The following is a 13,249-nucleotide window of genomic DNA, read 5'->3' as shown; positions in this document are numbered from 1 at the left end:
GGGATGGATGAGCGGGGCTGTGGGCAGCCGCGGTTCTTCGCGGGTCGGCGTCGGTCGCACGGGGCTGGGTCCCGGGGCGGTCCCAGGGGCGGCGGCAGCCGTTCCGACCGTCGTACCGGCGACCGCAGACGCCCCCACGCAGGCCCTGCCGGCTCGCCGACGTCTCGACGGGCTCGACGCGTTCCGCGGCTGTCTCGTCGCCCTGCGCATCCTCGTCGGCAGCCAGGTGGCGGGGATCGCGGCCCCGGTCATGCTGCACGCGGACGGCTTCGGACTGACGATCGCCGACCTGGTCTTCCCCGGATTCCTGTTCATCATGGGGATGGCGATTCCGGTGTCCATGTCGGCCTGTCTCCGGCCGTCGGCCGCTCACGATCGGAGCCGACGGCCGGGCGGGCGGACTCAGCTGGTGCGCATCGTGCGCCGGGCCGGGCTGTTGTACGCGATCGGCTCGTTCCTGGGCGTGTACCCGTTCCTGCCGGAGACCTTGGAACACCTGCGGTTCACCGGTGTGCTGCAGCGACTGGGCGTCGTGTACCTGGTCGTGGCGCTGCTGTACGTCACGTGTGCCTGGTCCCTGCTCCCGGCCGACGGAGCCCGCTCGCGTGGCGGCCGTCTGCTCGCCCGGACGTTCCTGCTGGGCGGGTTCCCCCTGCTGTGCACCGCCCTCTGGACCGTGGCGACGTACACCTTCCACAACCCGTGGCCCGAGTGCGCCGATGTCCGTGGACTGGTACCGGACTGCTCGCTGGAGGCGTACGTCGACACGAACCTGTGGGGCGTCGAGCACAACTACGACGGGGCGAAGTCCGACCCGGAGGGCGTCATGTCGACGCTGGTGGCGGCGGTCAACTGCTGGGCGGGACTCGTCGTCGGCGTGGACGTCGTCCGGAACAGGACGCGCTACGGGTCGGTCGGCGGTGTCCGCCGGCGCGTGTCCCTGCTGATGGCCACCGGCGTGGTGTGCGTGGGGGCCGGCCTCGCGCTGGGCCTGGTCATCCCGATCGGCAAGCACCTGTGGACCCCGTCGTACGCCCTCGTGACCGTCGGGATCATGACCGCCGGCTTCGGCCTGGTCCTCCTGGCGTTCGACGGCCGGCCCAGGGCCGACCGTGCGAGGCGCGGCGACGTGAGTGCCGGTGGGCCGAGCGGCGCTGCCCGACGGGGACTCGTGGGCGACGCCCTGGTGGCCCTGGGCCGCAATCCGCTGTTCTTCTACGTCCTGTCGGAGCTCGTCATCATCACGCTGAACTACATCCCGGTCGAACATCACGGCAGGGAGGAGTCGGTGTGGACCGTGGGCGCGGAGGCCGGGCTCGCGTCGTGGATGCCCGGGCCGCTGGCGAGCATGGTGTGGGCGTCGCTGTGGCTGCTGCTGTTCTACGTACCGCTCGCGCGGCTGCTCGTGGCGCGTGGGTGGTACTTCCGGGTGTAAAGACGGCTGCCGGCACGCCTCCCCGCCCGCCCGTCCTTGGTGTCAGGCGCGGCACGCGGGGTTGACCCGTCCGCTGCAAAGCTTGTGACCTGCGCCGATGCGGTTCGTTCTCCCGTTGTGATCTTCGACCCGTCGCACCGCACCGCCGTCCGTCCTGTCTTCCACGATCCCGGGGGACGTCGCCGCCGGGCCCTGACCACCGCGGGCTTCCTGGTGAGTACCGGGTGCCTGCTCGCCCTCGCCGCAGTGGCAGGCATCCTGTACGTCGATCCCCACGCGCCGGCACCGGCGGGCGCCGCCACCACGGACACGCGACGATGAGGCGTACCGCACCCCGCGGCCACTGGTGGGTCCTGACCAGCGTCCTCGCGGCCCTCCTGGCGGCCCTGTTCCTCGCGACCTCGGTCCTGCCCGGCGGCGGCGACAGAGGTGTGGCCCACGACCGCGGACCGGACGATCTCGTGCCGAGGGCCGCTGCCGAGGGCGGACCCGTCCTCGACGCGCGCACCGCCACCCCCGTCAGCCACGACATCCCGGCGGGCACGGTCGCGCTGACCTTCGACGACGGCCCCGATCCCACCTGGACGCGGCAGATCCTCCGGGTCCTGGCCGCCGAGCGGGTCCCCGCGACCTTCTTCGTCACCGGCGCCCAGGTCGCCGAACACCCCGAACTGGTGCGGGAACAGACCGCCGCCGGGCACGAGGTGGGCCTGCACACCTTCACCCACACCGACCTGGCGGCCGCCCCCGACTGGCGCACGCGCCTGGAGCTCGCCGCCAGCCGCGCCGCCCTGGCCGGTGCCACCGGAACCAGCACCACCCTCCTCCGTCCGCCCTACTCCTCCATGCCGGACGCCGTCGGCAACCGCGACTGGCAGGCGGCCCTGCGCACCGGGGAACTCGGCTACCTGACCGTCCTCTCCACGCACGACGGACTCGACTGGCAGGCCCGGGACGCCGAGGAGATCGTCCGCGGAGCCCTGCCGGAAGACGGCGAGGGGGCCGTCGTCCTGCTCCACGACGGCGGCGGCGACCGCTCCCGCACCGTCGCGGCCCTGGTCGGGATCATCGACACGTTCAAGGCCCGTGGCTACCGCTTCACCACCGTCTCGCAGGCGGCCGGACTGCCGCCCCAGACCTCCCCGGCGAGCGCCTTCGACCGCTGGTACGGCTCCGCGCTGATCACCGTCGTCCAGACCGCGGTCGCCGTTCCCCCGGTCCTCGACGGGTTGCTGGCCGGGGTCGCCGTGCTCACCGCGGCCCGCCTGCTGCTGCTCGCCGCTGCCTCGGCCGCGCACCGACGGCGCACCACCGCCAGGAGTGCCCTGCCGTCCCGGACACCGAGACCCCGCGTCTCCGCCGTCGTCCCCGCCCACAACGAGGAGGCGACCATCGCCGCCTGCGTGCGCGCCCTGCTGGACGGCGGCTGCCCGGACATCGACGTCGTCGTCGTCGACGACGGCTCCACGGACGGTACGGCGGCAGCCGCCCGCGGCGTCGCGGACCCGCGCGTGCGCGTGGTCACCCAGCCCAACCGGGGCAAGCCCGCCGCGCTGAACACCGGCGTCGCGCACGCCACCCACGACATCGTCCTCATGGTCGACGCCGACACGGTGATCGCCCCGGGTGCGGCGGCACGCCTCGCGTCCGCCTTCGCCGACCCCGCGGTGGGCGCGGTGGCCGGCAACACCAAGGTCGCCAACCGCAAGGGCCTGCTCGCCCTGTGGCAGCACCTCGAATACGTCATGAGCTTCGGCCTGGAGCGCCGCCTGTTCGACCTGATCGGGGCCAGCCCGACCGTTCCCGGCGCCATCGGGGCCTTCCGGCGCTCGGCCCTCGCCTCCTGTGGCGGCATCAGCGCCGACACCCTCGCCGAGGACACCGACATCGCCATGGCCCTGTGCCGGGCCGGCCGGCGCGTCGTCTACCGCGGCGACGCCCACGCCTTCACCCATGTCCCCACCACCGTGCGGGACTTGTGGCACCAGCGCCACCGCTGGGCCTACGGCACCCTGCAGTCCCTGTGGAAGCACCGCCGCGCCGTCAGGGAGACCGGCGTCGCCGGCCGCCTGGGCCGTCGCACGATTCCCTACCTGGTGCTGTTCCAACTCGTACTGCCGCTGGCCGCCCCCCTCATGGACGCCGTCGCCCTCTACGGCCTCGCCACCGGCACGACCTCGGCCCCGGCCGTCGCCTGGGGCGCCTTCTGCCTCGCCCAACTCGCCCTGGCCGCCCACGCCCTGCGCCGGGACGGCGAGAGCCTGCGTCACCTGTGGCTGGTCCCGCTCCAGCAGACCGCCTACCGCGCGCTCCTGTGCCTGGTCACCCTCCACGCCCTGGCCACCGCGGCTCTCGGAGCGGGCCCCCGATGGCGCGACCAGCCGACCATCCTGCCGGAGCCGAACCTGGATCCGGCGACGGTGTGACCCGCGGACGTGAGGGTTCCCGCCGACGCTCCCCACGGCCGCGGCCGCGGGGAGCGTCGGGCGGTTCCTCGGAGGCCGTCGCCTGGCCTGGCTGGGCGAAAGTTGTGTCGCTCTTCGGAGTTGAGGGAACGTTCCGTCCCTTCGCTCGCCTCATCGCCATCGACATGATCATGTTGCCCCGGCCCCGTCGCCGGGATCTGATCCTTCCCCGAGGTGGCATCCCATGGTCCTCGTCATTGTCGTCGCTCTGGTGGCCCTGCTCGCGGGCCTCGCCGCCAACCGCTGGCTACGGCCGAGACTGGTGAACACCGACGACGACGAAGGCATGGCCGTCAAGGACCTCGTCGGCCCGCTGCTGACGATGACGGTCCTGCTGCTCTCCTTCGTGCTGGTCACCGCCAACGGCTCGTACGGGAAGGCCGAGGTCGCCTCGCGTGGCGAGGCACGGGCCCTGGACCAGCTCGTGGAGACCGCCGAGTACGCTCCGGAGGCGCAGCGGGGGCGGATCCAGGCCGACGCCGTCTGCTACGCCCGCGCCGTGCGCGAGCAGGAGTGGCCGGCCATGTCCGACGGACACGGCTCGTCGGCGCCCAGCGTGTGGTCCACGGACTTCCGGCTGACGTTCCGCACCCTGGAGGGCAAGCCGGTCTTCGGCATGCTGATCGGCGCCGACAACAAGCGATCGGACGAGCGCGAGGAGCGCCTGACCCAGGCGAGTGCGAGCATTCCCAGTGCCATCTTCTGGTTCCTGCTCGCCACCCTGGTCATCACCGTCGTGGCCCTCGGCATCTGCCTGCCCCGGAGGAACAACCGGGGCCAGCTGATCACCCTGACGGTGATCACCGCGCTTCTGACGACGATGCTGATCATCATCCGGGACGTCGACCGGCCCTTCGGCGGCATCATCGACGTGCAGCCGACGGCGATCACCGAGGTGGAACGACAGGCCACCCGCGACTTCCTCGCCCACCACCCGGCATCCGGCCTGCCCTGCGACGACAAGGGCAACCGCCGCGCGGCCTGACGCGGCGAACCTTCCCACCGTACGCCATCGCGCGGAGGGGGCGGTTCCGTACGGAGGGCGGTGAGATCGGGTCAACTCGGCTTAGCCGTAGTCGAGTTGGTGTCTGCGGACCTATGTTCTAGGGGCCCGAGGTTCCCGGTTCGCCAGGAGGTCCGCTTGCAGGCCAGACGCGTCCCCGCCCTTGCCAGAGCACTGCGCCGCTCACCGCTGCTCATCGCCTTCGCCCTCGGCTCGCTGCTCGTCGGGCTCACCCCCTGGCTGGGAGCGGCGAGCACCGGGCCGGCCGGTGGTCCGACCCCGCCCCCGACGTCCGTGCCCTTCGACCAGCAGACCGCGCAGCAGGCTCCGCACCACGGCGTCGCCCCGGCGAACGCCATGGAGCCGACGGCCCCCGTGCTCGACCGGACCGGATGGACGGCCACGGCGAGCGACGAGGAGACCCTGAGGGAGAACGGCCGCGCGGCCAACGTCCTCGACGGCAGCACGGCGACCCTCTGGCACAGCCGGTGGTCCGGGACCCCGGCCCCGCTGCCGCACAGCATCACCCTCGACATGCACCGTACGACGGTGGTCTCGGCGCTCGTCTACCAGCCCCGCACCGACAAGGCCAACGGCCGCGTCGGTGAGTACAGCATCAGCGTGAGCGTCGACGGCCGGAACTGGGGCAGTCCGGTCGCCACCGGCACCCTCGCGGACGACGCCGCGGCCAAGACCCTCGGGTTCGCCCCGCAGGGCGCGCGGTTCGTCCGGCTCACCGCCCTCACCGAGGCCGGCAACCGCGGCCCGTGGAGCTCCGCCGCGGAGCTCAACCTGCTCGGCGACCCCGGAACCCCGGCGGCCACCGTCGACCTGCCCCGGACCGGATGGACGGCCACGGCGAGCGACGAGGAGACCGTCAAGGAGAACGGCCGCGCGGCGAACGTCCTCGACGGCGACGCCGCCACCCTCTGGCACAGCCGGTGGTCCGGGACCCCGGCCCCGCTGCCGCACAGCATCACCGTCGACATGCACCGCACCGCGACCGTCTCCGCGCTGGTCTACCAGCCCCGCACCGGCAGCCCCAACGGGCGCGTCGGCGCGTACACCGTCACCACCAGCACCGACGGCACGACCTTCGGCGCACCGGTCTCCTCGGGCACCTGGCGCGACGACGACACCGTCAAGACCGCCACGTTCGTCCGCGCCGCCACCGCCCGCTACATACGCCTGACCGTCACGAGCGAGGCCGGCAACCGCGGGCCGTGGACCTCCGCCGCCGAGATACGCCTGAGCGGACCGGCCGACCCCGCCGCGCACGGCTCCTGGAGCCGAATAACCGGCTTCCCCCTGGTGCCGGTGGCCACCGCCGTCCTGCCGGGCGACAAACTCCTGGCCTGGTCGGCGTACGCGGTCGACCGCTACGGCGGCAGCAACGGCTACACCCAGACCGCGATCCTTGACCTGAAGACGGGCAGGGTCACCCAGCGCCGCATCGACAACACCGGACACGACATGTTCTGCCCGGGCATAGCGATGCTCGCCGACGGCCGGGTCCTGGTCACCGGCGGCAGCAACGCCGAGAAGGCGAGCATCTACGACCCGGCCACCGATACCTGGTCCGCGACCGGCAACATGAACATCGCCCGCGGCTACCAGGCCATGACCCTCCTTTCCACCGGCGAGGCCTTCGTCCTCGGCGGATCGTGGAGCGGAGGCACGGGTGACAAGGCCGGCGAGGTCTGGTCCCCGGACACCCGTACCTGGCGCAGGCTCCCCGGCGTCCCCGCCACCCCGGCGCTGACGGCCGACCCGGCCGGCGCCTACCGCGCCGACAACCACATGTGGCTGTACGCCACCTCGGGCGGCAAGGTGCTCCAGCTCGGCCCGAGCAAGCAGATGAACTGGATCACTACCGCGGGGAACGGGAGCATCGCCTCCGCCGGCACCCGGGCCGACAGCCAGGACGCCATGACCGGCAGCGCCGTCGCGTACGACATCGGCAGACTGCTCACCCTGGGCGGCTCGCCCGCGTACGAGAAGCAGCCCGCGACCCGGCGCGCGTACACGGTGAGCATCGACGGCGGTCAGGTCCGGTCCGCGCGCACGGGCGACATGGGCTACGCCCGCGGCTTCGTGAACAGCGTCGTCCTGCCCGACGGCAAGGTCGCCGTGTTCGGCGGGCAGGCGTACCCCGTGCCGTTCAGCGACGCCACCTCCGTGCTGACCCCCGAGCTGTGGGACCCGGCGACCGGACGCTTCACCCCGCTCTCCTCCATGGCCATCCCGCGCAACTACCACAGCGTGGCGAACCTGCTGCCCGACGGGCGGATCTTCTCCGGCGGTGGCGGCCTGTGCGGTGACTGCGCCACCAACCACGCCGACGGAGCCGTGTTCACCCCGCCGTACCTGCTCAACGCGGACGGCTCGCCCAAGCCGCGTCCCGTCATCACCGGCGGCGTGCCGCCCCGGGCCGCCGCCGGCACCTCGCTGACCGTCGGCACCGAGGGGCCGGTGGCCTCCTTCGTCCTGATGCGGGCCGCGGCCGCGACCCACTCCACGGACAACGACCAGCGGCGGGTCCCGCTGGCCTCCACCGCCGCGGGCACCGACACGTACACGGTGTCCATCCCGGCCGACAAAGGCGTGGTCCTGCCGGGCACCTACATGCTCTTCGCCCTGGACGCCCAAGGCGTGCCGAGTATCGCCCGGTTCATCACGGTTCACTGACGCGCGCGACAGCGGGTCACGCGAGGGCGTGGGTACGGATCGGGCCATGGCGGCAGGTTTGGGGCATCCACCGGAGGGAATGGACGGCGGTCAGTGGCACGGGCAATTTCAGTCGCGCCGTCGAACTGATGGCTGAATGCGAGGGGGAGGTGGAGTGACCATGACCATGCCCGCCGTCGAGCTCCCCGAGTTGTGGATGCCTCATCCGCTGCGGATCAATCCGCACCTGCCCGATCTGCGCGCCGAGAGCGAGACCTGGGCGCGCGAGATGGGCATGCTGAGCGGCGAGGAAGGACGGCCGGACGGGCCGGACCGCCGCCCGATCTGGACCCGGGCCCAGTTCCGGGCCATGACCGTCGACCAGCTCACCGCCTGGACCCTGCCGGACGCGGCGCCGGACGACCTCCGGCTCAACCACCGGTTCAACATCTGGGCGTTGGCCTGGGACGACTACTTCGCCTCCGCCTTCAAGCGCACGGGCGACTTCCAGGGCGCCCTGGAGTTCACCGCCCGGCTCCACGCCTTCCTGCGGCCGGAACAGGGCGCGCGTCTGCCGGAGCCCGCGAACGCCGTCGAACGGGGGATCGCGGATCTCCAGCAGCACCTGTTCCCGCCGCGACTGGCCCACTGGCGGCAGGAGTTCAACCGGGCACTCGTGCGGTACGTCGACGCGGGAGTCCAGGAGCTGGCCAACAGCCGCGCCGGCCGGGTGCCCCACCTGATCGACTACGCGCCCTTCCGGCGCGAGAGCTTCGCCGCCCACACCGCGCCGTACTCCGTCGAACTCTCCACGGGGGCGCGAATACCCGAACGGGTCCGGCACAGCCGGACCGTCCACGGACTCCTGGCCGCCTTCATGGACGTCATGGGCCTGGCCAACGACATCGCCTCCTACGAACGGGAGGTCCACGAGGAGCGCGACGTCAACAACCTCGTCGTGGTCATAGCGACCTCCATGGGCATCCCCCTCCACGAGGCCGTCCCCGCCGCCGTCCACCTGGTGAACTCCCGCATGCGGGACTTCGAGGAGCTCCGGAGCAGCGAGATCCCGCTCCTGGCGCGGCAGTTCGGGTTACGGCACGACGAGCGGGCCGAGCTCGAGACCTGGGTCGACGGGGCCTGCGGCTTCCTCTCCGGACTCCACGCCTGGTACACCGGAGCTCCCCGCTACGCGGAGGAGCGATGCGAAGGGGGCGCCGGCATGTGCGCTCCGGCACCCCCTTCCCTCTAGTCCCTCTACTCCCTCTGGTCCCTCTGCTCCTGCACGTGCCCTCCGGTCCCTATCGTCTCCGCAGGAGGCGCGCGAGGCGCGTCCACCACCTGGTGCGCACCTCAGCGCTACGGCCGGTCCCGGGGTCGCCCGCCCGCACGGTCGCCGACGGGCCCGCCGCCGCGCGCTTTCCGCTGCTCTGCGGCGGCGGGGCGGGCAGCGGCGCCGGGAGCTGTTCGCCCCGGGGAGGACGGGGGGCGAAGGAGACGGGCAGGGCCGTCAGATGCCGGGCCCAGGTGGAGGAGCGCCAGCTGAGCTCCTCCTCGGGAACGGCCAGGGCGATGTCGGGAAGCCGGGTGAGGAGGATGTCGATGCCGGTGTCGGCGATGATGCGGCCGATGTCCTGGCCCGGACACTCGTGACTGCCGGCGCTGAAGGACAGGTGCGCGCGGTTGTGGTGCACCGGGGTCGCGGGATCCGGGCGGATCGTCTCGTCGACGTTCCCGGCCGCGAGGCCCAGCAGCAGCATGTCGCCGGCCTTGATGTGCTGACCGCCGAGGGTGGTGTCCCCGTTCGCGAAGCGCGCGGGGCACACCATCAGCGGGGGCTCGTCCCAGAGGACCTGCTCGACGGCCTCGGGCAGGGTCATCTGTCCACCGGCGAGCGAGCCGCGGAACCGCGGGTCGGTGACCACCATGCGCAGGACGTTGGACATCAGGTTGGCGGTCGTCTCGTAGCCGGCGAGCAGGATGAGGCGCAGGTGCTGCATGACCTCCTCGTCGGTGAGGTTCGCCGGGTGGGCCAGCAGCGCGGAGGCGATGTCGTGGCCCGGGTTCACCTTCTTGTCCCTGACGATCTGTTCGAGGCTCTCGATCACGAGCGCGTTGCTGGCGAGCGAGGTCTCGGTGGCCTTGAACAGGTCACGGGCGGCGTGCACGAGCCGCGGGGCGCCCTCCTCGGACATGCCGAGCAGGTGGGTGAGGGTGAGCATGGGCAGCTGCTCGGTGAACCGGTCGACCAGTTCGGCCTCGCCGTCCTCGCAGAACGAGTCGATCAGCTCGTGGGCGAAGCGGTTGATGTGGCGGCGGACGCCGCGGTGGTCGAACTGGTCGAGAGAGGCGGTGACCGCGCCGCGCAGCCGCTGGTGCTCCTCGCCGTCCGCGTTCACGCAGTCGGGACGCCAGCCGATCATGGGCACGAGCGGCGAGGTCTCGGCGTCGATCTCCCCGCTCGTCCAGCCGTGCCAGATCCGGGGGTCGCGGGAGAACTGGGTGGAGCGGGTGGCCACGTCGCGGTTCTCGGTGTAGCCGAGCACGAGCCAGGCGCGCACGTCCCCTTCGAGCAGGACGGGCGCCACCGGACCGTGGGTCGCGCGGAGCTGCTCGTACAGGCCCATCGGGTCCGTCTCCGCGACGGGGCCGTGGAGCCTGGCCCGGCCGCCGGGTCCCGTGGTCGCGTGGGCGGGGCATCCCGGCGGCGGGAGGACCCCGGGTTCCTCGGTGGCGTGTTCGGAGGACGGGAGGGTCATGCGGTCTCCTGGGCGGCGAGGGTGCACAGGTAGACCATCAGCGAGAGCAGGGCGTCCCGGCAGGACGCCCGGTCGCGTGCGTCACAGGTGACGATGGGGACGGAATCGCTGAGGGCCAGAGCCGTGCGCAGTTCTGGTACGGGGTAGTGGGGCGCCTCGGGGAAGGCGTTGACGGCCACGACGAACGGGACGCGGCGGTCCTCGAGGCGGGTGACGACCTCGAAGCAGACTTCGATCCTGCGGGTGTCGACGAGGACCACGGCGCCGAGCGCGCCTTCGAAGATCCCGTTCCACAGGAACCAGAAGCGCTCCTGCCCGGGCGTCCCGAACAGGTAGAGCACCAGCTCCTCGTTGATGCTGATGCGGCCGAAGTCCATCGCGACGGTCGTGGTGTTCTTGCCCGCGACGCCGGGATTGTGGTCGATCCCGACACCGGCCTGGGTCATGGTCTCCTCGGTGGTGAGCGGAGGGATCTCGCTCACCGACCCGACCATGGTGGTCTTGCCGACGCCGAAGCCGCCGACCACGACGACCTTGACGCCCCTGGCGCCGTGCGGCAGGAGCAGGTCGGTGTCGCGCGGGCCTGCCTTGGGCGGCGCGTCAGAGCTTGCGTAGTCCATGGATCACCGCCTCGAGTAGGCCGCGGTCCGGATAGGCCGCGACGGGCACGGGTGCAATCGCCTCCACGTGTTCGTCGGCGACGAGCTGGGACAGCAGCACGGTGACGACGCTGAACGGAAGGGTGAGGTAGGCCGACACCTCGGCCACCGACAGCGGGTACTGGCACATGGAGAGGATGGCCGCCGGCTCGGGCGACATCGAGGGTTCCGGCTCGGACCTCGCCGCGATCAGGGTGACGAGGTCGAAGCTCTTGGCCGAGGACTCCGTGCCACCGGTGATGACGTACAGCGGAACGGGTTGGGCCTCGTCCCAGGGATCCTGGTTCTCCGACGTCACATCGCCTGCCGGACGTCTTCACGAGGCGGACTGGTCATGTTCCGGCCGATCCGGACCACGAGCGTGCGCATGCGGTCGCCCAGCAGCCCCGCGTCGACCTCCGGGTCGGCCAGGACCGCGAGGTACGCCCCGGGTCCGGCCGCCATCAGGGAGAAGTAGCCGGCGTCGGCCTCGATCCCGACCATGTGCGTCGAGCCGTCCCCGTGCGGGAACATCTGCGCGATGGCCCGGGCCAGGCTCTGGATGCCGGAGCAGGCCGCGGCGATCGCGTCGGCCTTGTCGGGGGCCGTCTCGGCCTGGCCGATGCACAGGCCGTCCGACGAAAGGACGACGACGTGTCGTACGTGCGGAACGCCGCCCACGAGCTCCTTGAGCATCCAGTCAATGTTGGGCAGTGGCTGCATGTTAGTCGACCTCATCAGACGGCTCGCTGTGCGGAGTGGAGGGTTCGGCGCCCGATCGCCTCGTACCGTTGAACGCCTCCCACATCAGGCCCGGCTGGCGCTTCGGGACGGAGGTGGCGGCGGAGGGCTCGGGGCCCGTACGGACGATCGGCGGCGGGACGGGCGACTCCCGGCGCCGGCGGGGGAGCCCGTTGGCGGTCTTCTCAGCCGCGACGAAAGGCGACGGGCCTTCGGTCAGGGTCTCGGTGGCGGGTTCGGCCACGGGCGGGGCCACGGGCGGGGCCACCGGCCGGGCTGCGGCCCGGGCCGCGGGCGGGGGGAGCGGACGGTTCGGGCCGCCCATGCGCCTGCGGACGGGCTCCGGGATTTTCACGACGGGCCCCTCCATCGTGGTGATCAGGCGCCTGGGCACCAGGACGACGGCGCGCACGCCTCCGTACGCCGAGGTGCGCAGGTCGACGTCGCAGCCGTGCTCACGGGCCAGTCGGGCCACGACCGGCAGGCCGAGCTGCGTCACCTCGCCGAGACCGGCCAGGAAGGTGCCGGTCGTCGACTGGGCCATGACGCGTGCGATGCGCTGCCGCACCTCTTCGGTGAGTCCGACGCCGCGGTCCTCGATCTCGATCGCGATGCCCGAGGGCACCTCGCTCGCGCTCACCTCGACCGGGGTGTGCGGGGGCGAGAACGACGTGGCGTTGTCGAGGAGTTCGGCGAGCAGGTGCATCAGCGGTTCGGCTCCGGGGCCGATCACCGCCACCTGCGTCACCGACTGCAGCTTCACCCGGGGGAAGTCCACGATGCGCGACATGGCCCCGCGCAGCACGTCGTACAGCGGGATGGCCTTCGACCACTGGCGCCCGGGCCGGGCGTCGCCCATGACGGCGATGCTGGCCGCGAGGCGGCCGATGAGCGCGTTGCGGTGGTCGACCTTCTGCAGGTCGCGGGAGAGCAGCAGGTCGTTGCCGTGGACGATCTGCATGGTGTGCAGGTCCTTGCCGAGCTGGTGCACGATCGCCTGGACCCGGCGCGCGACGGCCACGAGTGCCCGCTGGGAGGAGTCCCGTGTGCTCTCCTCGGCCTCCACGGCCTCGAGGAGCGTACGCAGAGCACCTCGCAGCGCCTTGGTGAACTCGTCGTCGAGGTGCTCGCCGAAGGAGACGGAGTACAGGATGTCCGAGGTGGCGTCGCCCTTGCGCAGCCGGGCGACGGCGGCGGGGAGGAGCTTCTCGGCCATCCACGTGGTCGCGGTGCGCTGATCCGCCAGGCGTCCGAGCAGCGCGGCCTCGCGCTGTGCGGCGGCCTCCCGGGCCTCGGCCGACGCCCGGGCGTGACGGGCCGCCTCCGCCGCTCGTGACAGGCGTACGGTCACCATCGAGCTGATGACGGTGAGGGACACCGCGACGAGGCCGGACCAGGCGATCGTCGGCCGTATCTGCGCAGGGGAGAGGGCCAGCCCTATGACGAGGACGCCGGCCAGGATCCCCGGCGGGACGAGCCACACCGGAGCCGTCGCACGGGGCCGGGCTCTGGAAGTTGAACCTGCGCGAACCATCAAGGGC

The 13,249-nt window shown here is 72.2% G+C and carries 10 protein-coding genes; 5 read left to right on the top strand and 5 right to left on the bottom strand.

The genetic code is table 11. The annotated features are described in order from the left end of the window. Nucleotides 1-7: 7 nt before the first annotated feature. From ACFVGS_RS19305 to ACFVGS_RS19285, 5 genes are all read left to right on the top strand, one after another. A complete protein-coding gene (locus ACFVGS_RS19305; RefSeq protein ID WP_385693121.1) occupies nucleotides 8-1,435 on the top strand; it encodes an acyltransferase family protein in 1,428 nt (475 codons plus the stop codon). Nucleotides 1,436-1,752: 317 nt separating this feature from the next. Further along, nucleotides 1,753-3,861 carry a bifunctional polysaccharide deacetylase/glycosyltransferase family 2 protein gene (locus tag ACFVGS_RS19300; protein ID WP_384410958.1) on the top strand — a complete coding sequence of 703 codons (2,109 nt, stop codon included), beginning with the start codon at nucleotides 1,753-1,755 and terminating at the stop codon, nucleotides 3,859-3,861. 223 nt (nucleotides 3,862-4,084) lie between these two features. Continuing rightward, nucleotides 4,085-4,885, top strand: a complete 801-nt coding sequence (locus ACFVGS_RS19295) for a hypothetical protein (protein ID WP_384410960.1) — start codon at nucleotides 4,085-4,087, stop codon at nucleotides 4,883-4,885. 156 nt (nucleotides 4,886-5,041) lie between these two features. Next, complete coding sequence (locus ACFVGS_RS19290) at nucleotides 5,042-7,591, top strand: discoidin domain-containing protein (RefSeq protein WP_385693120.1); 2,550 nt, start codon at nucleotides 5,042-5,044, stop codon at nucleotides 7,589-7,591. Nucleotides 7,592-7,751: 160 nt separating this feature from the next. After that, nucleotides 7,752-8,822, top strand: coding sequence for a hypothetical protein (locus ACFVGS_RS19285; protein WP_385693119.1), 1,071 nt, complete (start codon nucleotides 7,752-7,754; stop codon nucleotides 8,820-8,822). Between the two features lie 49 nt (nucleotides 8,823-8,871). On the opposite strand, the gene ACFVGS_RS19280 is transcribed toward ACFVGS_RS19285, so the two are convergent. The 5 genes from ACFVGS_RS19280 to ACFVGS_RS19260 are packed head-to-tail and all read right to left on the bottom strand — an operon-like array spanning nucleotide 8,872 to nucleotide 13,191. Further along, complete coding sequence (locus ACFVGS_RS19280) at nucleotides 8,872-10,329, bottom strand: cytochrome P450 (RefSeq protein WP_384410969.1); 1,458 nt, start codon at nucleotides 10,327-10,329, stop codon at nucleotides 8,872-8,874. Continuing rightward, nucleotides 10,326-10,949 carry an ATP/GTP-binding protein gene (locus ACFVGS_RS19275; RefSeq protein WP_384410972.1) on the bottom strand — a complete coding sequence of 208 codons (624 nt, stop codon included), beginning with the start codon at nucleotides 10,947-10,949 and terminating at the stop codon, nucleotides 10,326-10,328. Before ACFVGS_RS19275 ends, ACFVGS_RS19280 begins: the two co-directional genes overlap by 4 nt. Further along, entirely contained in the window at nucleotides 10,930-11,286 is a 357-nt protein-coding gene (locus ACFVGS_RS19270) for a DUF742 domain-containing protein (protein WP_384410975.1), read from the bottom strand. Before ACFVGS_RS19270 ends, ACFVGS_RS19275 begins: the two co-directional genes overlap by 20 nt. Continuing rightward, on the bottom strand, nucleotides 11,283-11,690 hold the full coding sequence (locus tag ACFVGS_RS19265) for a roadblock/LC7 domain-containing protein (RefSeq protein ID WP_384410978.1): 408 nt from the start codon (nucleotides 11,688-11,690) through the stop codon (nucleotides 11,283-11,285). Before ACFVGS_RS19265 ends, ACFVGS_RS19270 begins: the two co-directional genes overlap by 4 nt. 1 nt (nucleotide 11,691) lies before the next feature. Beyond that, on the bottom strand, nucleotides 11,692-13,191 hold the full coding sequence (locus tag ACFVGS_RS19260) for a sensor histidine kinase (protein WP_385693118.1): 1,500 nt from the start codon (nucleotides 13,189-13,191) through the stop codon (nucleotides 11,692-11,694). Nucleotides 13,192-13,249 lie beyond the last annotated feature (58 nt).

Origin of the sequence: Streptomyces sp. NPDC127114 (assembly GCF_042677525.1) — a bacterium.
Taxonomy (GTDB): Bacteria; Actinomycetota; Actinomycetes; order Streptomycetales; family Streptomycetaceae; genus Streptomyces.
The sequence above is the reverse complement of the archived record's forward strand: the minus strand, read 5'-3'. Positions and strand labels throughout refer to the sequence as shown.